The organism is Pyruvatibacter mobilis, assembly GCF_012848855.1.
Classification (GTDB): domain Bacteria; phylum Pseudomonadota; class Alphaproteobacteria; order CGMCC-115125; family CGMCC-115125; genus Pyruvatibacter; species Pyruvatibacter mobilis.
The window spans coordinates 261125-283355 of record NZ_CP051630.1; the positions used below are offsets into that span (position 1 = coordinate 261125).

At 60.3% G+C, this 22231-nt stretch carries 14 protein-coding genes; 10 read left to right on the top strand and 4 right to left on the bottom strand.

The genetic code is table 11. The features are described from left to right. The first annotated feature begins 29 nt into the window (after window positions 1-29). The 6 genes from HG718_RS01300 (at window position 30) to HG718_RS01325 (ending at window position 7766) form a co-directional block, all read left to right on the top strand. Window positions 30-1316: an outer membrane beta-barrel protein gene (locus tag HG718_RS01300; protein ID WP_160586707.1), complete on the top strand. Its 1287-nt coding sequence runs from the start codon at window positions 30-32 to the stop codon at window positions 1314-1316. A 200-nt stretch (window positions 1317-1516) separates the two neighbouring features. Beyond that, window positions 1517-2311, top strand: a complete 795-nt coding sequence (cysD, locus tag HG718_RS01305; RefSeq protein ID WP_027838924.1) for a sulfate adenylyltransferase subunit CysD — start codon at window positions 1517-1519, stop codon at window positions 2309-2311. Between the two features lie 15 nt (window positions 2312-2326). Continuing rightward, window positions 2327-4249, top strand: coding sequence for an adenylyl-sulfate kinase (gene cysC, locus HG718_RS01310; protein WP_027838925.1), 1923 nt, complete (start codon window positions 2327-2329; stop codon window positions 4247-4249). A 514-nt stretch (window positions 4250-4763) separates the two neighbouring features. Further along, window positions 4764-5804 carry a GDP-mannose 4,6-dehydratase gene (gene gmd, locus HG718_RS01315; RefSeq protein WP_160586708.1) on the top strand — a complete coding sequence of 347 codons (1041 nt, stop codon included), beginning with the start codon at window positions 4764-4766 and terminating at the stop codon, window positions 5802-5804. A 65-nt stretch (window positions 5805-5869) separates the two neighbouring features. Beyond that, on the top strand, window positions 5870-6859 hold the full coding sequence (gene galE, locus HG718_RS01320) for a UDP-glucose 4-epimerase GalE (RefSeq protein ID WP_160586709.1): 990 nt from the start codon (window positions 5870-5872) through the stop codon (window positions 6857-6859). A gap of 163 nt (window positions 6860-7022) precedes the next feature. Continuing rightward, on the top strand, window positions 7023-7766 hold the full coding sequence (locus HG718_RS01325) for a SapC family protein (RefSeq protein WP_160586710.1): 744 nt from the start codon (window positions 7023-7025) through the stop codon (window positions 7764-7766). Window positions 7767-7772: 6 nt separating this feature from the next. On the opposite strand, the gene HG718_RS01330 is transcribed toward HG718_RS01325, so the two are convergent. Beyond that, window positions 7773-8735, bottom strand: coding sequence for a transglutaminase-like cysteine peptidase (locus HG718_RS01330; protein ID WP_160586711.1), 963 nt, complete (start codon window positions 8733-8735; stop codon window positions 7773-7775). 541 nt (window positions 8736-9276) lie between these two features. On the opposite strand from HG718_RS01330, the gene HG718_RS01335 reads away from it, so the two are divergent. The 3 genes from HG718_RS01335 to HG718_RS01345 all read left to right on the top strand — a co-directional run bounded on the left by HG718_RS01335 (window position 9277) and on the right by HG718_RS01345 (window position 17454). Next, window positions 9277-10926, top strand: coding sequence for a ShlB/FhaC/HecB family hemolysin secretion/activation protein (locus tag HG718_RS01335; protein WP_160586712.1), 1650 nt, complete (start codon window positions 9277-9279; stop codon window positions 10924-10926). 159 nt (window positions 10927-11085) lie between these two features. Continuing rightward, window positions 11086-16182 (top strand): beta strand repeat-containing protein, encoded by a 5097-nt coding sequence (locus HG718_RS01340; protein WP_160586713.1) that lies wholly within the window; start codon window positions 11086-11088, stop codon window positions 16180-16182. Window positions 16183-16338: 156 nt separating this feature from the next. Next, entirely contained in the window at window positions 16339-17454 is a 1116-nt protein-coding gene (locus HG718_RS01345; protein ID WP_160586714.1) for an NAD(P)/FAD-dependent oxidoreductase, read from the top strand. Between the two features lie 20 nt (window positions 17455-17474). Here HG718_RS01345 and HG718_RS01350 read toward each other — a convergent pair whose 3' ends face one another. Continuing rightward, window positions 17475-18287 (bottom strand): sugar transferase, encoded by an 813-nt coding sequence (locus HG718_RS01350; RefSeq protein WP_205345621.1) that lies wholly within the window; start codon window positions 18285-18287, stop codon window positions 17475-17477. 325 nt (window positions 18288-18612) lie between these two features. Between HG718_RS01350 and HG718_RS01355 the strand changes: the two genes are divergently transcribed. Then, complete coding sequence (locus HG718_RS01355) at window positions 18613-20049, top strand: mannose-1-phosphate guanylyltransferase/mannose-6-phosphate isomerase (RefSeq protein WP_160586715.1); 1437 nt, start codon at window positions 18613-18615, stop codon at window positions 20047-20049. Between the two features lie 41 nt (window positions 20050-20090). On the opposite strand, the gene HG718_RS01360 is transcribed toward HG718_RS01355, so the two are convergent. Beyond that, window positions 20091-20738, bottom strand: coding sequence for an MlaC/ttg2D family ABC transporter substrate-binding protein (locus tag HG718_RS01360; protein WP_160586716.1), 648 nt, complete (start codon window positions 20736-20738; stop codon window positions 20091-20093). Between the two features lie 102 nt (window positions 20739-20840). After that, entirely contained in the window at window positions 20841-22160 is a 1320-nt protein-coding gene (locus HG718_RS01365; RefSeq protein ID WP_027838936.1) for a UDP-glucose dehydrogenase family protein, read from the bottom strand. Between the last annotated feature and the right edge of the window lie 71 nt (window positions 22161-22231).

Genomic DNA, 22231 nt, shown 5'->3' on the forward strand with positions numbered 1-22231 from the left:
GTGCGTGTCCTGAAGCGCTGGAGGGGGAAATGGCAAGACTGCTGGGCACAACCATGGTTGCGGTCGCGAGCATCTGCGTCGCCGTTTCTCCGATGGCGGGGCAATTCGCGCTGGCTCAGCAAGTGCCGGAACGTGGGGTTGGAGTGGCAGACCGGACGCGTCCGGACTATGACCCCGTCGGTGTCAGGGCTGGCGGGTTCGTTGTCTATCCAAGCGTGACAACGTCTGCGGAATACACCGACAATCTGTTTGCCGACCCGGCCAATGAGCAGGATGACACCCTTCTTATGGTTGCGCCTGAGGTTCGTGTTGAATCCCGATGGAGCCGGCATGCACTCAACCTGCAGGCCGAAGCAGCGAGCCGGTTTCACTCAGAAAATGACGGTGAGGATTTCACCAATTACGGCTTTGTCGCGGACGGGCGACTGGACATAACCCGCCAAACCAGCCTGGCGGCGTCTGCCGGGTTCAGGGTGGATCATGAGGGGCGCGGGTCGCCTGATCTGCCGAATGCAGCCGCAGAACCGACCCGTTTCACCGAAGCTAGGGCTGAAGTCAGCCTCACACAGCGATTCAATCGTTTGTCATTGCGGCCAAGCCTGGCTTACAGCGAAACTGACTTTGACGATGTTGCGTTGCTGCCGCCGGCTGGCGGGCAAATCAACAATGACGATCGTGATCGGGAAGAAGTCGTCGCGGCACTGCGCATTGGCTACGAAGTGTCGCCAGCGCTCGAACTCTTTGCTGAGGGCCGTTACCGCGACATCAGGTACGACAATTTTGATGACACGCTTGGCGGGGGCGGTGTCGCCCGCAGGGACTCTGATGGCTACGAAGCACTTGCAGGCGCGTCATTTGACGTTGGCCATCTCGCGCGCGGCCGCCTTGGTGTCGGTTATCTGTCGCGCGAATACGAAAGCTCCCTTATTCCCTCTGTCGATGGCGCGATCTACGAAGGCGCGGTCGACTGGTTCGTGACCAACCTCACAACACTGGGTCTGTTCGGCGCGCGCAGGGTTGAAGAGACAACGCTGGCCGGCGCTTCCGGCAACCTCGTGACGGGGGTCGGTGCCCGCGTCGATCACGAGCTTCGGCGGAACATTATTCTTGGTGCTGATGCCACCTACGAGATGAGTGAGTTCGAGGGAACCGCGCGCGAGGACGACACATTGGCGCTCGGCGCGGACATCACCTATCTGGTGAACCGCAATCTGCGCCTTGTTCTTGATTACGATTACGATCGGCGTGACTCGACTGCGCCTGGCGCGGATTTTACGACGAACAGCGTCATTCTTTCCCTGCGCACAAGTCTCTAGCTTCCCTCATTGGTCAGGGTTGCCGGCAATATGTCTGCTGGATAGAGAGGGGCTTGGACCCACAATAACACAAAATATTTGTTATTATGGGAAATTGACATTCAATACGTGGATAATTACCTAGGCCTCCAAGATGCAGTCCTGCCAGGGCTGCCCGTGTAGATGGCTACCGGCGCGTGGCCACGCCTTTGGAGGGCAATATGGATCGCCTCGATCAACTCGAAGCGCAGAGCATTTACATCCTGAGGGAAGCGTTCAACCGCATCGACAATATCGCCATGCTCTGGTCGTTGGGCAAAGACTCCAACGTCATGATCTGGCTGTCGCGCAAGGCGTTTTTCGGCAACATCCCGTTCCCGGTCGCGCATCTGGATACGGGGCTGGAATTCGACGAGACCTATGAGTTCCGTGAGAAGTACTCGAAGGAGTGGGGGCTCAAGCTGATTGCAGACCCGTGCCCGCCGATCGAAACCATTGATCCGAGCCTGCCGCCGAACTCCCGTCTTGCTGCCCGCAAGACGGCCGGGGTGAAGGAATGCGTGGCGAAGTATGGCTTCAACGGCATCATCGCCGGCATTCGGCGTGACGAGCAGTCCATGCGTGCCAAGGAGCGTGTGTTCAGCCCGCGCGGCGCCGACGGCCAGTGGGATTTCCGCGATCAGCCGCCGGAGTTCTGGGACCAGTATAAAACGGATTATCCGGAAGGCACGCATCTGCGTATTCATCCGCTGCTGCATTGGACGGAGCTCGACATCTGGCGGTACATCAAGCGCGAGGAAATCCCGCTCGTGCCGCTCTATTTCGCCAAGGACGGCAAGCGTTTCCGCTCGCTGGGCGAGAAGGGCATCACCTTCCCGATCGACAGCAATGCCTCCACCATCGACGAGATCATTGCCGAGCTTGAGACGATCCGTACCGAAGAGCGCGCAGGCCGCGCCATGGATCACGACTCCGAAGACGCTTTCGAGCGTCTTCGTGCCGACGGCTACATGTAAGCGGGGACCGAACCTATGACCAATTCATCCGTGAACCTCGCTTCCGTGAACGAAGACCCGGCCGTGCTGTCGCAGCGCGCCCGTGACCTTCTGCGCATCGTCATCGTGGGTCATGTGGACCATGGCAAGTCCACGCTGGTGGGCCGTCTTTTCCACGACACGGGCTCGCTGCCGGAAGGCAAGTATGAGTCCATCAAGGCAATGTGCGAACGCCGGGGCATGCCGTTCGAATGGGCGTTCCTGATGGATGCCATGCAGGCGGAGCGTGACCAGGGCATTACCATTGATACGTCGCAGATCTGGTTCAAGACGGACCAGCGCGATTACACGATCATCGATGCGCCGGGCCATAAAGAGTTCCTGAAGAACATGATCACCGGTGCGGCGCAGTCTGACGCAGCGCTGCTGATCATCGACGCAGCTGAAGGCGTGCGCGAGCAGTCGCGCCGTCACGGGTATCTCCTGCACCTGATGGGCATCCGCCAGGTCGCGGTGGCCGTCAACAAGATGGACATGGTGGATTACGAGCAGGAGCAGTTCGACCTCATCGAGGAAGAATACCGCGACTACCTCTCTTCCATCGGCGTGACGCCGACCTTCGTCATTCCCGTGTCGGCACGCGAAGGCGACAACATCTCCAATCAGTCGGCCAACATGCCCTGGTACAAGGGCCCGACGGTGGTAAAGGCGCTTGACAGCTTCCTGCCCTCTGCACCGACGGTGGATCAGCCGCTGCGCTTCCCGATCCAGGATGTCTACAAGTTCGATACGCGCCGCATCATTGCCGGCCGCATCGAGGCGGGTGCGCTGGAAGTGGGTGACGAGCTTGTTTTCTCGCCCTCCAACAAGACCGCGAAGGTGGCGAGCATCGAGAGTTGGTCGTCGCGTTCCGATTTCGTGGCGCCGACGCGTGCCGAGGCGGGCGAAAGTGTCGGCATCACGCTGGATGAGCAGATTTTCGTCGAGCGTGGTGACATCGCGAGCCATGTCGAGCAGGCGCCGATCGAGACCGAAGTGTTCCGCGCCCGTCTTTTCTGGCTTGGCAATGAGCCACTGTCTGTCGGCAAGACCTACAAGATCAAGCTCAACACCTTCGAGGCCCGTGTCCAGGTTCAGGAGATCGAGCGCATCATCGACACGACGGATCTGTCGGCGACGGATGCCCAGAAGGTGGAGCGCAACCAGGTTGCGGAAGTCGTGCTGCGTGCCAAGCGCCTGCTGGCGCTCGACAGCTTCATCGACAGCCCGCGCACCGGCCGCTTCGTGCTGGTGGATGGGTACGACATCGCCGGTGGCGGTATCATTTCCATGGAAGGCTATGCGGACCAGCGCGGCCTGATCACGCAGAAATCCACCAACATCACCAAGGTTGAGCACGGTATCACCACTGATGCCCGTGCCCGGCGTAATGGCCACAAGGGCGGCGTCATCTGGCTGACCGGCCTGTCCGGCGCCGGCAAGTCGACCCTGGCGGTGGAGCTTGAGAAGCGCCTGTTCGAGAAGGGCATGAATGTGTTCGTGCTCGATGGCGATAATGTGCGCCACGGTCTCAATGCAAATCTCGGTTTCTCGCCGGAGGATCGCGCCGAGAACATTCGCCGCGTGGGCGAAGTCTCCGCACTCTTCGCGCAGGCCGGTGCCATTGCCATCACCTCGTTCATTTCGCCCTACCGGTCGGACCGCGACCGGGCGCGCGAAGCGGCAGGGGAGGCGTTCCACGAAGTGCATGTGGCCGCAGATCTCAAGACCTGCGAGGAGCGTGACCCGAAGGGGCTCTACAAGAAGGCCCGTGCCGGCGAGATCAAGGAATTCACGGGCATTTCAGCGCCCTACGAAGCACCGGATAATCCTCAGCTCACGGTCGATACGTCGGCTGGCAGCATCGACGATTGCGTGCAGCAGCTTGTCGATTACGTGGAAGCCAATTTCCGCGTCTGACGCGATGGCCCTTGCGGTCTGCGCCACTCGTTAACGCCTGCTTTATCTCCCCGCGGGGCTGTGCCACCTTGGCACGCATATCCGCGGGGAGATTTTCATGTGGGGCCAGGGGCGCCGGAAACAGCAGATACGCCGGGCAATCGCATTCAATGACGCGGTTCTCGGACGGCTTGCGCGGCGCCAGACCCGGGCTCAGGCGTGTGCCGAGCGCTTCGGCATGGAAGTATTCTCTCTGGCCCGTCTCTGGCGGAATGGCGCGGAAGCCGGTCGGAACTGGGAGATGGCGGCCCGGGCGGATGCTTTCCTGCAATGCCTGCGGATGGGCAGAATCTACTGATAAGTGCGCCCATCAGCCTGCCAAACGCGCAACAGCCGTTGCGTCGGGGGGCTGCCTATTGTCGAAGCGGGCCGGACGCTCTATTGAAACGGCCATGCTCCGTAAAGAAGAGGCAAGCTGGCGCAGTGGTTCCGCCTGCGACGTCGATTCCTCCCCATCGTGAAAAGCCTGATACCGATGCCGAAAAAGACTGCGTTCATTACTGGGATCACCGGTCAGGATGGTGGCTACCTGGCCAAGCTTCTGCTCGACAGGGGATATGACGTCCACGGTCTGCAGCGCCGCACATCGTCTTCAACTGTCGGCAAGTTGTATGAAGTGGTGGGCGCGGATCGGGCGCGGGACGAGATCACCATGCACACGGGTGACATGACCGACGGTGCGAGCCTCGTCCAGGCCCTCAAGGCCTGCGAGCCGGATGAGGTCTATAACCTCGCCGCGCAAAGCCATGTGAAGGTCAGTTTCGAGAAGCCGGAATACACGTCCAATGTGAATGCGATGGGCACTCTGCGCCTCCTGGAGGCGATCCGTCTCCTTGGCATGGGCGATCACGTGAGGTTCTACCAGGCCTCCACGTCGGAGCTTTACGGCAATGTTCAGGAGATGCCGCAGAGCGAGACCACGCCGTTTCAGCCGCGCAGCCCGTATGCCATCTCGAAGCACCATGCTTTCCTGACAACGGTGAATTATCGCGAGGCCTATGGTTTCCATGCGTCAAACGGCATCCTGTTCAATCATGAAGGCCCGACGCGCGGTGAAGACTTCGTCAGCCGCAAGATCACCATCGGCGTTGCGCGTATTCATAAGGGGCTGAGCAAGTCTCTGAGCCTCGGCAATCTCGACGCCAAGCGCGATTGGGGACATGTCAGGGATTATGTCGAGGGCATGTGGTTGATGCAGCAGCAGGACCAGGCGTCCGACTATGTGCTCGCAACCGGTGAGGATCACAGTGTCCGCGAATTCGCGGAGCTCGCTTTCCGCCATGTCGGGCGCGAGATCGAATGGTCGGGCATTGGCGTGGATGAGAAGGGCCGGGACGCAAAATCCGGCGACATCCTCGTTGAGGTCAATCCCCAGTTCTTCCGGCCGGCCGAAGTGAATTCATTGCTTGGCAATCCGGGCAAGGCGCGGGACGAGCTAGGCTGGGAGCCGAAGGTCACGTTTACGCAACTTGTGTCGGACATGATCGACTCGGATCTGGCGCGCGTTTCTGCCTGAGCTCCCGCCCTGGCGCGACGCTCTTATGGCTGCGCGGGCAGTGACTGAGAGTCCTGGAGGGGGTAATGACGGTTCTGGTAACCGGGGGCGCCGGATACATTGGCAGCCATACGGTCCTGGCGCTGAGCGACCGGGGCGAGGATGTCGTGGTCCTCGACAATCTGTCGACAGGCTTTCGGTCCGTGATCCCGGAAGGTGTCGAGCTTGTCGTCGGTGACATCGGCGACCGTGCCTTGCTCGACAGTGTGATGGACCGGTACGAGGTGGATGCGGTTATCCACTTTGCCGGCTCCATCGTGGTGCCGGATTCGGTCACCGATCCGCTCGGCTATTATCTCAACAACACGGTGAAGACGCGGGAGCTTCTGGCGGCCGCAGTCGTGCATGCGGTGCCGCGCTTCATCTTTTCGTCCACCGCTGCCGTTTACGGCATGCCGGAAATTGTTCCGGTGACGGAAGACACGGTGCTGGCGCCGATTTCGCCTTACGGCTCCTCCAAGCTGATGACGGAGTGGATGCTGCGCGATACGGCGGCGGCTCATCCCCTCAACTATGTGGCCTTGCGCTATTTCAATGTGGCCGGGGCAGACCCTCAGGGGCGGGCGGGGCAGTCAACGGCGCGGGCCACGCATCTCATCAAGGTCGCAGTCGAAGCCGCGACGGGCGCGCGGGACCAAGTGTCGATCTTCGGCACCGATTACGACACGCCGGATGGAACGGGCGTGCGCGACTATATCCATGTGAGCGACCTTGCTGCCGCGCATCTGGCGGCACTTGATCACCTCCGTGCCGGTGAGCCGGGTGGTGTGTTCAATTGCGGCTATGGCCACGGGGCATCTGTGCGGCAGGTACTGGATACGGTGCAGCGTGTTTCCGGGCAGCGCATCGATGTCCGCGAGGAAGAGCGCCGAGCGGGCGATCCGGCAAGCCTTGTTTCCGATCCAAGCCTCCTGCGGCAAACGCTGGACTGGACGCCGCAGCTTGATGACCTTGCCGTGATTGTCGAACATGCCCTCAGATGGGAGCAGCGGTTGCGTCAGCGGCCCACCGTCTGAAGCGATCAAACATCAGTGGTCTGATGATATACTGTTTTGATGCAGGTGGGGATTAGTCCTTTTTTCTTCTGACGCCCTGCCGTATGCGCTTTACGCTTGCGGTCAGTATGTCGGCCTGGCTTCAGGCTGGTCGCATTTTCAATCAGTCCGGGGGAGATTTAGAGTGGGCTCTGAGAAGACAAAAATGTCATCTGAGGCGGCACGCCTGCCGTTGTTCTACAAGCAGCCGACACCCCTCAGTCCCGATCGGCATGCGGGGAAGTATATTCGTCCCTCAACCGATCTGTCTTTTGCCCGGGAAACAAACGCCATTCCGATCACGCTTGCTGAGTTTGCTTCGGTTAGCAGGCATTACCCGATAGCATTTGTTGATGCGGTCGAGCCTTTCCCTGTTGCGATTGTGGGTCTTCGAAAGGAAGAAAACCTCTTCATCAATGAGGTCGGCGCATGGACTCCGGGTGTTTATATTCCGGCCTATGTGCGGCGGTACCCATTCGTGTTGTTGACTGAAGACGGCAGTGATCAGCTTACTCTGGCAATTGATGAGGCCTCCGAACGTATCTCGGGTTCTGAGGGCGCAGTGTTTTTCGAGGAAGATGGGAAGCCGTCCGTGACAACAGCAGACGCGCTTGAGTTTTGTCGCTCTTACCATTCCTCGGTGAAACCAACTGAGGCTTTCGCGGCCGCTCTAGAGGCACACGGATTGCTGGCAAGCCGACAAACCTCAGTGACCAGGGCTGATGGAGAGGTGTTCAACTTGAGCGGTTTCAAGCTGGTGGATGCTGACAAGTTACGGCAACTGGATGCTGCAACGGCCAAGGCGTGGCTTGGGAACGGGTGGCTGATGGCGCTTCACGCACACCAGATCTCACAGCATGCCTGGAGTGACCTTGCTGACCGTGTGTGAGGGGTCCTAGAAGCGCCGCCGCATCACCCGTGGCGCACGCTGGTGGTGCGGAGATGTTTCCACGCGTGCCGTTTTCAGTGCGACTGGCTTAGTTGCGGTGAGGCGGACCGGGGCAAGTGCTCGGTGCATCCACCACCCCTGTTCGTTGACGGAGTAGATCGGCCGGTATTGCGGGAGCTCTGCCAACGTCAGAATGGCATCGCGCTGGTTGTCCAGGACCAGGATCTGCCCATCATGGCGCACGAGCAGGACAGCATGGTGGAGCCGCAACCCCTCATCGTACAGGACGAGGATGCGCATATCGGCAGGATCAAAGCCGAGTGCGGCGAGGCTGTAATATTTGGTTATTGCGTAGTCTTCGCAATCACCGCCCCGGCTGAAGAACTCATCGGGCGTCTGCCAGAAGTCTGGGGTGGCCCATGTCTCCGTGTCATCGCGATATGGTGTGCGATTTACCCACTGGTTTACCCGCTCAATCTGCAAGCCGATTTCATCGTCAGATGTTTCCGTGATGATCGCCGCCCATTCTTTGAGCAAACACTCGGTATCATCTGACTTACATTCAGTCACCTTGTTCGGTGACAGCGCGTCTGCGGCGCCGGGCAGGTATGTGCCGAGTGCTGCTGGCAGGGGGAGTGTTATCCGCGGCTGAGGTCCGAGGCGGTCGGTTTCGTTTCTTTTCGCTGTGGCGCCTGTCGACTTCTCGTCTGATCGGCCTTGCCGTGCTGCGGCGGTGTGTGTGGTTCCTGCCTTGTGTGGTTCGCGCTTGTCGAGCATGGGTGATTGGGCGAGAAAGCGCGGCTCGTCCGCAAGAATGCGTTGCCATTTCGGCACCAACGAGAAGTCGCTGCTGCCAGCATGGAACCGGGGAAAGTCGACAGCGACTTTCTGCCCTGTGAACACAGTTTCTGCGACGGGTTTCATGGCTACAGATTGCGCGGCTGCATTACCTGCGGTGATCAGCGCCATGCCGGCTGCCAGGAAACCAAGGGGAAGAACGCGACAGATACCCATCAAGATCACTCATTCTGAGTTTTCAGATGGAGTGAGTGTGTCGATAGGCGTTTAAGTCGGCGTGTGAGGCCGTAACCGCATTTGGCTCAATTTTTACACAGCTCTAGCGAGTGCTGCGCTTGCGAAATGCTCGTTTAACGAATGTTTCGGATTTGTGTCGCGCGTACGCAAGGTTTGGAGTTAAACCCAAATAGTCTGATCTCGAATTTCAAATATGGCACTTTGCCGCCTTTTTCCACTGGGTCTAATACTTTCGGTTGATGCGGCATTTTAACAATAAGTCCCGGAATTCCGACTTAATGACCTGAATCAACTAGACCGTCCCGGAACGGTCCCGTAGTGTTCCGGCTGTTTACGCATTGTTAAGCTTTTCTGCGGCGCGCCAGAGCATCTGGTTGCGCCCTTGCCATTGGAAAAGCTCAGGGGGACAGGAATGGCTGGCATTTCATCACGGCGGCACACTGTTTCGCGGCAGGGGTTAGTCGCGCTTTCCGGCATGTTTCTTCTTGCCACACTCACATCAGCGGCGGCGCAGACCTCTGCTGATCCCAGCCGGATCGAGGAGCGTTTCCAGACGCGGCCGGCCGTGCCGGAAGTCGGAGAGCCTTTGGTGTTGCCTGGCGGTGAAGACCGTGCTCCGGCACAGCAAGCAGAAGAAACACCTTTCACGGTTTCCAGTGTTGCATTCGACGGGAACAAGGTTCTCGACGATGCCGAATTGCAGGCGCTCGCCGCAGCTTATGTGAACCGTCCCATTACCCTGTCTGATGCGCGGGAACTGGCGGCCAAGGTCACCGCGAAGTATCGCGATGCTGGCTACATTCTCACGCAGGCTGTCGTGCCGTCTCAGCGGATCAGTGATGGGACTCTTCGTATTCAGATCATCGAAGGGTTTATCGACAAGATCGAGATTGAGGGAGATGCAGGCGGGGCACTGCCGTTCCTGCAGTCTCATGCGCGCCGCATCTCTTCAATTCGTCCGCTCACTGCCGATGTGCTTGAGCGTGAGTTGCTGCTGGCGGGGGATCTTCCCGGCTTCAGCATCCGGAGCGTCCTGCAGCCGTCTCAGACCACGCCAGGGGCGTCCGATCTGACTCTCATTGTCGAGCGTGACCGGTTCGAGGGGTACGCCGCGGTTGATAATCTCGGCAGCCGCTATCTGGGCCGTGAGGAAGTGATTGGCGCTGTTTACGTCAACGATCTCTTCGGCACTGCGGGGCGGGTTGGCCTGACGGGCGTCGTGGCACCGGACGGGGATCCGGAACTTGCATATGGGTCCCTCAGCATTCAACAGCCTTTGACGTCCAGTGGCCTGTCGCTGTTCGCTTCGGCCAGCTATTCGGAAACGCGTCCCGGGCTTGAGCTCGAGCGGCTGGATACCGAAGGCACAGCGAAGTCGATGCGGGTTGAATTGTCCTATCCGATCGTGCGGTCGCGAGATCTCAACGTCATTGGTACGGTCGGATTTGCCGCGTCCAATGTCCGGTCGGAAAATGCCGTTGTAAAGCCGACCTTCGAAGACCGGCTGCGGAGCGTGAAGGCCGATGTGTTCGTCAACGCACTGGATAGCTGGGGCGGGTCCAACAGTGGCCAGGTGACCTTCACCCAGGGCGTTACCGCCTTCAACGGGTCCAAGCGCAGCGACGGGAATCTGTCGCGCGTGAACGCCGATAGCGAGTTTTCACGTCTCAACGTAGAGGTAAGCCGCTGGCAGCCGTTGTGGAACGAGTTCGGACTTCTGGTCGGCGCTGCGGCTCAGACATCCTTCAACGAAGATCTGCTGGCAGGCGAAGAAGTCGGCTTCGGCGGCACCAATTACGGCCGGGCCTTCGACCCGTCTGAAATTACCGGTGAAAACGGCCTGGCGGGCAAGGCTGAGGCCAGCTGGTACATTCCGCACAGCTCCAGCGTTGTTCAGAACCCGGAGCTTTATACGTTCTATGAAATTGCCACGGTGGACCAGGTAACGCTTCTGCCGGGGGAAGAGGAGCGGGAAACCATCCGTTCCGCCGGTCTCGGTGTGCGCCTCGGCGTTGCCGAGCGCGCCAACGTGAATGTGTATGTCGCCAAGCCCTTCGGTCACGACATTACCGCAGAGCGTGATCGCGACCTGCGTGTCTTCTTTTCTGTGAGTTCGAGTTTCTAGCTGTTTGGGGAGTCGGGCTGCCCCGGCCTTTGCCGAGTGTGCCTGACGGTTTTTTCGAAATCTGCGCGACAGCGCAGTGGGCCTGGCCGCACATGGCGCCGGCCCCGTTCAAGGAGGTGGACGACCATGAGTATCCAGCCAAAATCACGCAGTTTCGCCATGGGCACCACGGCCCTTTCGCGTCCCGGTACGGCTCTCAGCGCCATTGCTGCGCTCGTGGCTGTCCCGACCGCAGCTCATGCGATTGACCCCAATACGCTGCCTCAGGGCGGCAATGTCGTCGGGGGTGCTGCAACGGTCTCGCAGAGCGGTGCGCGGCTTGACGTCAACCAGTCGAGCGACCGCGCCGTTATTGATTGGCGCAGTTTCGATATCGGCAGTGATGCGCATGTGAACTTTGCGCAGCCTGGATCGTCCTCAATCGCCGTAAACCGGGTCAATGCCAGCACCGACCCGACCCAGATCAATGGCCGGCTGACAGCCAACGGTAATGTCTGGGTTCTCAATCCCAATGGCGTGATGTTCGGTGCAAGCGCGCGGGTCGATGTGTCCGGCCTTGTCGCGTCCACCGGCAATATCAATGTGTCAAAGTTCATGTCCGGCAGCAACCGGATCGACTTCACCTCGGGCGGTGGCGGCGCGGTCATCAATGACGGTGATATCACCATCCGCGAAGGTGGCCTGGCGGCGTTTGTCGCCCCGCATGTGCGCAATAACGGCATCATCCGAGCGCGCCTCGGCAAGGTTACGCTTGCCGCAGGTGAGGAATTCACAATCGACCTGGCGGGCGATCAGCTGATCGAGCTGGGCCTGGGTGCCGAAGGCGCGCGCGCTGAACAGCTCGGTCAGGTGGTTGCCGAAGGCGGCATCATCGACATTTCGGCCAAGGCTGCCGGCGCCATCATCGATTCCGTGGTCAACGTCTCCGGCATCACCAGCGCTGCCTCCGCCACTGTGGTCGGCGGCGAGATCATTCTCGGCGGCGACGACGTCACCATCGCCGGCGCGCTTGATGCCTCGGGCGCAACCGGCGGCGGTGCCATCTCCATCTCCGGTGACACCATCACCACCACCTCAACAGCCAGCCTCTCAGCCGACGCCACCACCACCGGCAATGGCGGCACCATCATCGCCTATGCCGACGACACCGGCACCTATAACGGCACCTTCACCGCCAAGGGCGGCGCCACCTCCGGCGACGGCGGCTTCGTCGAAACCTCAGGTAAGACGGTCCGCATCGACGACGGCATCACCGTCATTACACTGGCGCCGAATGGTCAGGCCGGTAACTGGACCATCGACCCGGACGATTTGACTGTTATTGCCGGTGCTGACGGTGGCCCTATTGATCCTTCGGCCTCAACGGTCACCAACGCCACAATCGTCAACCAGATGGCAACGACCGGTGTCACGCTGGCAGCAAACAATTCCATCACCGTTGATGCCGAGATCGATTCAAGCGCCCAGGGCACCGGCACGACGCTGGCCCTGAATGACCAGGACAACAATAACGACCTCACCATCAACCTCAACGCCGACATCAGCCTGGGTGCCAGCCAGACCCTGACCGGTCAGGGCACCACAGTGAACGTCGCCAACGGCGTCGACATCCAGGACGGCGTCGACGTGGCGGCCAACAATGCCACTGTCAATGTCGCTGCGGGGAATTACGCCGCCGGCACAACCGTCACCAAAACGGGCCTGACCATTGACGGTGCCAGCGCAGCCCGCGTCACCGTCGCCAACGGGCAGACCGGCTTCACCGTCAACGGTGACAACACCACGGTTTCCGGTTTCGAAATCGTCGGCCCGATTGCCGGCCTGGGGGCGTTTACCACGATTGACTGGGGTGATGCGGCCTTCAGTAGCAGCACCGGCATTACCGTCAATGCCTCCGGTGTCACCATCTCCGGCAACAACATTCACGACATCCGCACAGGTGTGTCCTTCGTCAGCGGTAGTTCTGCCACGGCCACCGGCAACGTCTTTGACAACACCAAAGGCTCCTTCATTGTCCGTAGCGACAACATCACCATGACCGGCAACACGATTGGCTCGACCGGAAATGAGTGGGATATCGTCTTCCTCAACGGGGTGACTGCAGCGGGCTACACTGCAGACCCGACTACTGATGAAGTGCAGTATGGTGTCGACATCATGGCGCTGTCGTCCGGCAATGGCGGCATGCGGGTTCTTGATCGTCGCTACGGGTCAAACGGCTTCATCACGGCTACCGCAGGCGGCAATCGTTCGCATATTGAGGTGAACGCCGGTTCCAGTTTCAACGCCGCGGATGATTTCGCCCTCGGAAACGGATTGGGTAACCAGCGGCAGCCGCTGGGTTCGATCAATGACGGCATCGAGGCTGTCGTCCATGGCGGCTTCGTCAACGTCCAGGATGGGACGTACGCGGAAAACGTGGTGATCGACAAAGCTCTTACCCTCGCAGGCCAAAGCCAGACGGGAACGATCATTGATTGGCGCGCAGGCTCCGGCTACGGCATCAGTGTCTCGGCTGACGACGTAACGATTCAAGACCTGACCCTGTATGGCGCGACCGCAGATGCCGGCAATAGCTACGGCATCAAGGTGTCGCCGAACGGACCGGATGCGTCAGCCCGCCTCAACAACTTCACCCTCACCAACGTCACCAGCCGCGGTGCCGGTCGCGCCGAAGTCGATCTCAACGGCGTCAACGGCGCTGTGCTGACCAATGTCACAGCCGATGGCCGCACCGTTGACGATGACAACGTGACCACCGCCGGCGCTGGCATACAAATCGGCGATAGCGCCAATGTGACGCTTACTGGCGTGACCACGCTCGGAAATGACTGGGGTGGTGTTGCGCTGTTCCAAAACAACACCTACTACGATCAGCAGTCGACCAACATTAACATTGATGCGTCGCTAAACAGCTTCAATGAGTGGATTGGATTGTACGCGGAAGACGAATCCGCCCTCCACGATTTCGGCACGCTCAACCTTGCTGGCTTCTCTCATGTCGTCGCAAATCCGGATCATCGCGCCGATGGCGATGAGTTCACCTTCTTCCAGGAGACCCTGCAGGGAGCGCTCGACTTCGCAGTCAATCTCGTGAACCCGGGATCAAGCGCTGTCGCGGGCTGGGATGGTACGGACGTTACTGACCAATTCTTCGTTGGTGTGGGCAATCTGTTTGGGGGCGGCACGCAGGCCATGTCCATCCAGACGGCCATTACCGCGGCAGATGACGGTGATACGGTCAACGTCCTGGCTGGTAACTTTGCTGCAGGTAACACAGTCAACAAGACTGGCCTGACGGTTCAGGGCTCGGCTGGCGCTGTTATCAATGTTGCGAACACGCAGACCGGTTTCACCGTGACAGCTGATGACGTGACCATTTCGGGTCTTGAGTTCATCGGCCCGGTGGTTGGCGATTGGCGGAACGTGGACTGGACTGACCCGTCCGTGAGCTCCAGCATGGCGATCAATATTGGCGGTGGTCGCAGCGGTATTGTGGTGACCAACAACAACATTCACGACATCCGCAGCGGCATCAACGTCTCTAACGGCAGCGATGCCACGATCACCAACAACCGAATCGAGAACACCAAGGGTGCCGTTCTGCTGCGGCCGGGGCAGATCAGTGAACTCTCCGGCAACTCCGAAGGGCCGTTGGGCAATGAGTGGGGTGTCGTCCTCAATCTGTCCAATATCGACAATTCCGGAACGCTGACGGCCGACCTCGCCCGCCAGGCTGAGCTTCTCGGGCTCAGCACCAGCAACGGTGGCTGGACAGTTCTCGACCGTGGTTTCGCCTTCGCAAACCGCACACATATCTTCGTGGACGACGACAGCACGGTTTCGCCTGCTGAAGACTTTGCGATCGGCAATGGCCTCGGCAACGAGCGTCAGGCGCTGCCCAACTTCCAAGCGGCACTCGACGGACTGGTGACCGGCGGCTTCGTCAATGTTGCCGACGGCAACTACTCCGAGAACGTTGTGTCCAACCGTCAGGCTAACTTCATCTTCGGAAATGTGTCGGTTGACGGTCTGACATTGAATGGTGCGGGCACGACGGTATCCGGCACGCTGGGCTCGTCGGTCAACGGGTTCAACTTTGCCGCACCGATCCTTCTTTCCGGCAGCACCAGCTTCACAACGACCGGTGGTGCGGCCTTCAATGCGGCATCAATCAATGGCACCACTGCCGGTGGCCAGACGCTTGTGGTCAACACCGCGGGGGCAGCCAATGTCGGTTCACTCGGCAACACGACGCGTCTGGGTGCAACGACGCTGACTGGCGCCGGTCAGAAGGTGCTGACGGGTGCCAACTATAATGCCAACAGCCTGACATTCGGGTCTGACGTGCGCCTTACGCAGGTCCTGACGACCTTCAATACCACCATCTCAAACGCCGCCGCTGGTGCGATTACCTTCCTTGGTAATCTCTTTGGTACGGCCAATGGCGGGCAGTCAGTGAGCTTCAGCGCTGGCAATGGTCTTGGTGCGGCATCGTCCAATGGTGACGTTACTCTGCAGAATGCCGGCACCGCTGGTGTCCTGCTTGGGTCAATGACCGCAAACGGCGACGACTTTGAAGCCGATACTGTCCGATTGGCCGGTGCATTTACCTCTCAACTGACAGGTGACCAGACGTTCAGCACCGAGACGCTGTATGCCAATGGCGGTGTCAACAGCAGTGTTGGGGGGAACGCAAACGGTCCGATCGTCACTAACGCACCCGTCACGGTGAATTCCGGCGGGAGCATCAACGGCAATATCTCTGGTTCCACGGTGGTTCTGAACGGTCAATCTGTGAGCGGTAACATCAACGCCAGCCAGAGCGGTACCATCAATGCCCAGACGGTGAATGCCAACCTGAGTGGTGGTTCATTCGCAGTGAATGCGCAGGGCGGTAGCGTTACCGGTAGCCCAGCAAGTCTGAGCACCGCCGGCAGTGGTACCCTCTCGGTCAATGGCCAGAATGTGATCGGCACCAGCAATGCTGATGCAAACCAGATTGTCGTTGAGGGCTTCACGCTTCCGCAGGGCGCGTTCATCTCTGAATCCGGCGAGATCGTGTTGCCGCAGGGGCTTACGCTGGGCCTCATCAGCCCGGCTGCGGGGCCGGAGGGTGGCCTGGAAACCAAGGTTGTCCTGGTCCGCTCGGTCCAGCGCCTGGGCCAGCTTCTGTCGGAAGGCTACACAGCCATCGTGATCGATCTGAACAGTGGCTTCAGTGATGAAGAGCAGGAGCTTGCTCTCGCCCAGTAAGATCTCCACGATCTTCATTATCGACTTTGGGAAGGCCGGGTTTTTGCCCGGCCTTTTCGATTCAGGCTCGCGCCCAAGGGCTGGATGCTTGCCTGAGCACCGGGCAGGCGGGTATCTCAGGTCACAAGAAACGAGTGCGGGCGGCAGGTAATTTAGGTGTCTGACAGCTATTCGACAGATGCGATCGTGGTGGGGGCGGGTGTCATCGGCTTGGCGGCGGCACGTGCCCTGGCGCTTGCCGGCCACGATGTGGTGGTGCTCGAGCAGGAAACACTCATCGGCAGTCACACAAGTGCGCGCAACAGCGAAGTCATCCATGCGGGTATCTACTATCCACAAGGGTCTCTCAAGGCGCGTCTGTGCGTGGAGGGTAAACGCAAACTCTATGACTATTGTGCTGCCCGTGGCGTGTCTCATCGGCGATGCGGCAAGCTGATTGTTGCGACTAGCGATGCTCAGGTGCCGGAGCTCGAAACTATCCTGGGCAAGGCGGAAGCCAATGGTGTCGAAGACATGTCTCTTCTCGATGCTGATGCGGCGGTGGCGCTCGAGCCGGCCTTGTCCTGCCGGGCAGCGCTTCTCTCATCATCAACCGGCATCATTGATAGCCACGGTTTGATGCTCGCGCTTCAGGGCGAGATGGAGGATGCGGGCGGTATGCTCGCCTTCGGCACAAGGGTCGACGCCATCGAGGCTACTGGCGATGGGTTCCAGGTGCGTGCGTCGGGTGACGGTCAGGAAACGCGGATTTCCTGCCGTGTGCTGATCAATGCCGCTGGACTATTTGCGCCAGGTATTGCCCGGATGATCGGTGCACTGGATCCAGCTCATGTGCCCGAGGCCCATTATTGCAAAGGCAACTACTACAGTCTTGAAGGGCGGGCGCCATTTGATCGCTTGATCTATCCGGTTCCGGAGGAAGCCGGACTTGGTGTTCACCTCACGCTTGATTTGGGGGGACAGGCCCGCTTCGGGCCTGACACGGAGTGGGTAGACGGCATCGACTACACCGTTGATCCGTCGCGGGCCGATGGTTTTTACGCGGCGATCCGGCGCTATTGGCCGGATCTGCGCGAGGGGAGCCTGCATCCGGCCTATTCAGGTATCCGGCCCAAGCTGGGCGGGCCGGACGCACCGGCTGCGGATTTCCGCATAGACGGACCCGGCACACACGGTGTGCCGGGCCTCGTCAATCTTCTGGGAATTGAGTCCCCCGGGCTCACGTCGTCTCTGGCGATTGCCGACGAAATCCTTGCGCGCCTCGATGCGTAAGGAGGGCAAGCACCCGGTGATCAGTAGGCGCCGTCCTTGGCAAGCACGGCGGGCACCGTCTTGAAGATGATTTCGAGATAGGACAGCACCGTGCGGCGGTTGTTCCACTCGATATCCAGGGCAACGCGGGTCTCGTAGTCACAGTCGCTGCGGCCGGACACCTGCCACAGACCGGTCAGGCCAGGGCGCTGGGCCATATAGGCCGCGGCATCCTTGCCATACATGGCCAGCTCATCCGGCACGATGGGGCGCGGGCCAACAAGGCTCATGTCGCCCTTCAGCACGTTCCACAGCTGCGGCAGCTCATCTAGGCTGGTCTTGCGGATGAAGTGGCCCAGCGGGGTGATGCGCGGGTCGTTGCGAAGCTTGCGATGCTCGGCCCATTCCGCAGCGGCCTGCGGGTCGGACTCCAGTAGCGAGGAGAGACGCGCCTCAGCATCGGACGCCATGGAGCGCATCTTGTAGCACTGGAACCCAACCCCATCCTTACCGACGCGAATCTGGCTGAACAGCGCCTTGCCGCCGTCGCGGCGAATAAGGAGCGCAAGAACCAGCAGAATCGGCGAGGCAAGCAGCAGGCCGGCCATGGACCCCAGAACATCCAGAACCCGGATGGCCGCGTTGCGCACCGCGCTTTCCGCGAGCGCCGGCTGAGCTTCAGCCGGGGCGAAATCGGTGATTTCCGCGGTGCCGTAAACGGGCAGGGCAACAGGGCCCACAGATCCGGCGTAAGCACCCTCGCGGCGCATCACATACCGGTTTGGTGCCCGGTCGGTTACGTCGACAGAGCCGTAGGGAAGGGCGGTGGCGTTGGTCTTCGGGAGCGCGGACATTGGGGGGATGTCTCCTCAAGCGCGTTAACGTCTGCCCTTGAGGGATCAAGCCGCGTGCCAGTGATGCCTGCCTGGCAGTGAAGTTGGCGTTTTCCTTTTAAATTCAGTGTGTTGAGTGAAATTTTTGCCCGACATGGGTGTAAGGCTGAGCGCCTGTCACCCGCTCTACGCGCGGGTGCGTTAACTTTTGGCGATCCGCAATGGGGCAGTGGGTGTGCCGGTGCGGGACACTGCGAAGCTGTGCTGCATGCGGCCTGATTCGTGCTAGGAGTCTCGCGGCCCTCATTCAGGGCCCGTCTGCGTCCAGCAAGGGGACATCCGACCAATGAAAGCGATCCGCCCGATCATTCTGTCCGGGGGAGCCGGTACGCGGCTGTGGCCGACCTCGCGGGCTCTGCATCCCAAGCAGTTCATGCCGCTCACCTCTGAGCGCACCATGATCCAGGAAACCGCCCTGCGGGTATCGGATAGCGAGCGCTTTCTGCCGCCGGTGGTGGTGTGCAACGAGGAGCACCGCTTTACCGTTGCATCGGAACTCCAGCAGGTAGGCATTTCGCCGGAAGTGGAAGTCCTTGAGCCCGTCGGTCGGAACACTGCTCCTGCCATTGCGGCAGCTGCAGCCCTGTGTGCGGCGCACGATCCGGAAGAATTGCTGCTTGTGCTGCCGGCCGACCATCACATTGCCCGGCCGGATCTGTTCCTTGATGTGATCGCTCAGGGCGCAGGGCTTGCCGAAGAGGGCAAGCTCGTCACTTTCGGTATCGTGCCGGATGCGCCGGAAACGGGCTTTGGCTATATCCGCGCAGGTGAGGCAGCCGGCGAGGGCGGTTTTGCGGTAGATGCTTTTGTTGAAAAGCCGGATGCAGACACTGCGCGTGATTACCTTGATGCTGGCGGATATTTCTGGAACGCGGGCATCTTCCTGTTCCGCGCTGACCGGATGATCCGGGAACTGGAAGCCCTGGCGCCTGATATCTGGCGCCACGCGGCTCGGGCCGTCACCACCGGCAGGCTCGACCTCGATTTCCTGCGTCTGTCGGCTGAAGCCTTCGAGTTGTGCCCGTCCGACAGCATTGATTATGCGGTAATGGAACACACGAAGGATGCCGTCGTGGTGCCCGCTGATATCGGTTGGAGCGATGTCGGCTCCTGGACCGCGCTGTGGGACATCGGTGACAAGGATGCCCATGGCAATGTCGTCAGCGGAGACGCGGTCATGCAGGAGACGCAGAACACCTTCATCCGCGCAGAGTCCCGTCTGGTCGCCACCATTGGGGTGGATGACCTGATTGTGGTGGAAACTTCAGACGCCGTGCTTGTTGCCCGTCGTGACAAGGTTCAGGACGTCAAGGCCGTGGTGGCGCGGCTCAAGGCGGAGGGGCGTGCCGAACATGAAGTGCATGCACGCGTCCACCGGCCCTGGGGCTTCTATGAGGGGCTGGACACGGGCGAACGCCATCAGGTGAAGCATTTGATGATCAAGCCGGGTGCGGCCATTTCCCTGCAGATGCACCATCATCGGGCCGAGCACTGGGTGGTGGTCAACGGCACCGCGCGGGTAACCGTCGGTGACGATACCCGCCTGCTTTCAGAGAATGAGTCCGTCTACATCCCCATTGGGGCCACCCACAGGCTGGAGAACCCCGGCAAGATGCCGCTCTCCATCATTGAGGTGCAGTCGGGCAGCTATCTGGGCGAAGACGACATCGTGCGGTTCGATGACGTTTACGGTCGTGTGCGGGAGGTACAGGCGGCGGAGTAAGCTCCGCCTGCCTGACAAGTTCTACTTCTGCCGTGCCGAGGTCAGCCGTTAACGGCGACGTCGGGTGACTTCGCGCGCAGACGCGCTGTTTCATCGGCCAGGAAGTCAATCAGCGCCTGCAGGTCGCCATTGTGCTGGGCGAGATATGAACCGAACTGGTTGCGCTGCTCCACGGCCAGCCAAATGCCTTCTACCTGGGCATCGAACAGGCGCATGCCCCGGGGCGTATCAAGCACGCGGAATGCCACATCAGCGACGGCCTCACCGGCCTTGTTATTGATGGTGCCTTTCACCAGAACATCGGTGTCGGAGCGCGCAATCGCATCTCCTACGGTGATGGTCTGGCCGCCATAAAGGCCGAGCTGGCTTTCATAGCTGGCAGTGGCGTAGGCCTTGAAGCCCTGGACGAATGCATTGACAAGTGCCGGGTCCGCCCCCTTGCGGTAGTGACCGAGCGTGAACAGGGCAACCGAGCGGGTATCAATCACGTCATCGACAAACCCCCGGAAGCGGCTTGACCGGGCAGGATCTTCGGGCCCGGTTTCCTGGAGGATGGTGAGGGCCTGATCAACGCCGTCGCGGATGAATTTCTGAGCGTCCTCCGCCGGCGCGGCCGAGGCGGCCTGGAGTGACACAGCGGTGAGAAGGACAGCGGCGCAGATGGATTTGAGCCAGGGGAAGGTCTGCATGGGGGCTCCGCAACATTTCAGGTGACACGGGCGTGTCGGTGTGGGGTCAGTTCCTGCCTATCGCGCAAATGCGGCAAAAGTCTGCGAGCGTCTTTCGCGCGGCTACTCCGCTTCGGCGGGCGAGCGACCGATGGAGTGATAGGTGAAGCCCTGGCGGGCCACTTCATGCGGAAAATAGATGTTACGCAGATCGACCACGAGCCGCCCGGGCATGGCGTCCGCCACGCGGTCCCATTGCAGTGCACGAAACTCGTTCCATTCGGTGAGGATCACCAGAATGTCCGCACCGGCGATGGTGTCATAGGCGTTCTCGCACCAGTCCACGCCCGGCAGCAGGCGTCCGGCTTCTTCCATGCCGGCAGGATCGAAGGCGCGGATGGTTGCGCCCTTTTCCTGCAGGATCGGGATGATGTCGAGGCTCGGACTGTCGCGCATGTCATCCGTGTTGGGCTTGAAGGTGACGCCCAGGACGGCAATCTTCTTGCCGTCAACGGATCCGCCTGCGGCCTCGATGATTTTCGTTGCCATCCGCTTCTTGCGGTCGGCATTCACTTCAACGACCGAATTCACGATCTTGGTCGGTGCACCCACATCCTCAGCTGTCTTCACAAGGGCAAGCGTATCCTTCGGGAAACACGAGCCGCCATAGCCCGGGCCCGCATGCAGGAACAGCTTGCCGATGCGGCCATCAAGGCCGATGCCCTTTGCAACGTCCTGAATATTGGCGTCGACCTTCTCGCAGATGTCAGCCATCTCGTTGATGAAGGTGATCTTCGTCGCGAGAAACGCGTTGCCTGCATATTTGATGAGTTCGGACGTCTGGCGATTGGTCATCACCATCGGGGTCTCACGCAGGAACAGCGGGCGATAGAGTTCGCGCATGACGTCCCGTGCCCGTTCGGACGTGGTGCCGACGACAACGCGGTCAGGGCGCTTGAAATCCTCGATGGCTGAGCCTTCGCGGAGAAACTCGGGGTTCGAAGCCACGTCGAAAGCGGCGTCAGGCGCGGTTTCCCGGATCAGGCGCTCCACCTCGTCGCCGGTCCCCACGGGGACGGTCGATTTGGTCACGACGACTGTGTAGTCCTTGAGCAGCGGCGCAATCTCCTGCGCGGCAGCAAAAACATAGGACAGGTCTGCGTGGCCGTCGCCGCGGCGGGACGGCGTGCCAACGGCGATGAAGACCGCATCGGCGTCCGGCACGGCGGTTGCGAGGTCAGAAGTGAAGCTCAGGCGGCCAACACGCATGTTGCCGTTCACAAGCACATCCAGGCCGGGCTCGTAGATGGGGATCTCGCCGCGCTTGAGCGCTTCGATCTTGCTTTCATCCTTGTCGACGCAAATCACTTCGTGGCCGAAGTCGGAGAAGCAGGCACCGGAGACCAGGCCGACATAGCCTGTGCCAATCATTGCAACGCGCATGGCGCATCCTTATCAGATGGGCGGCTTCTTCAGCCGCGGACTCGTCAGAGTGCGGCGAGACTGCCGCTGAA

What these genes read in the sequence shown, in the direction of transcription:
- HG718_RS01330 (WP_160586711.1), bottom strand. Translation starts at nt 8,735, where the DNA reads ATGGCGCTGATCACCGCAGGTAATGCAGCCGCGCAATCTGTAGCCATG.
- cysC (WP_027838925.1), top strand. Translation starts at nt 2,327, where the DNA reads ATGACCAATTCATCCGTGAACCTCGCTTCCGTGAACGAAGACCCGGCC.
- HG718_RS01360 (WP_160586716.1), bottom strand. Translation starts at nt 20,738, where the DNA reads ATGCAGACCTTCCCCTGGCTCAAATCCATCTGCGCCGCTGTCCTTCTC.
- HG718_RS01340 (WP_160586713.1), top strand. Translation starts at nt 11,086, where the DNA reads ATGGGCACCACGGCCCTTTCGCGTCCCGGTACGGCTCTCAGCGCCATT.
- HG718_RS01355 (WP_160586715.1), top strand. Translation starts at nt 18,613, where the DNA reads ATGAAAGCGATCCGCCCGATCATTCTGTCCGGGGGAGCCGGTACGCGG.
- gmd (WP_160586708.1), top strand. Translation starts at nt 4,764, where the DNA reads ATGCCGAAAAAGACTGCGTTCATTACTGGGATCACCGGTCAGGATGGT.
- HG718_RS01350 (WP_205345621.1), bottom strand. Translation starts at nt 18,287, where the DNA reads ATGTCCGCGCTCCCGAAGACCAACGCCACCGCCCTTCCCTACGGCTCT.
- HG718_RS01300 (WP_160586707.1), top strand. Translation starts at nt 30, where the DNA reads ATGGCAAGACTGCTGGGCACAACCATGGTTGCGGTCGCGAGCATCTGC.
- HG718_RS01365 (WP_027838936.1), bottom strand. Translation starts at nt 22,160, where the DNA reads ATGCGCGTTGCAATGATTGGCACAGGCTATGTCGGCCTGGTCTCCGGT.
- cysD (WP_027838924.1), top strand. Translation starts at nt 1,517, where the DNA reads ATGGATCGCCTCGATCAACTCGAAGCGCAGAGCATTTACATCCTGAGG.
- HG718_RS01335 (WP_160586712.1), top strand. Translation starts at nt 9,277, where the DNA reads ATGTTTCTTCTTGCCACACTCACATCAGCGGCGGCGCAGACCTCTGCT.
- galE (WP_160586709.1), top strand. Translation starts at nt 5,870, where the DNA reads ATGACGGTTCTGGTAACCGGGGGCGCCGGATACATTGGCAGCCATACG.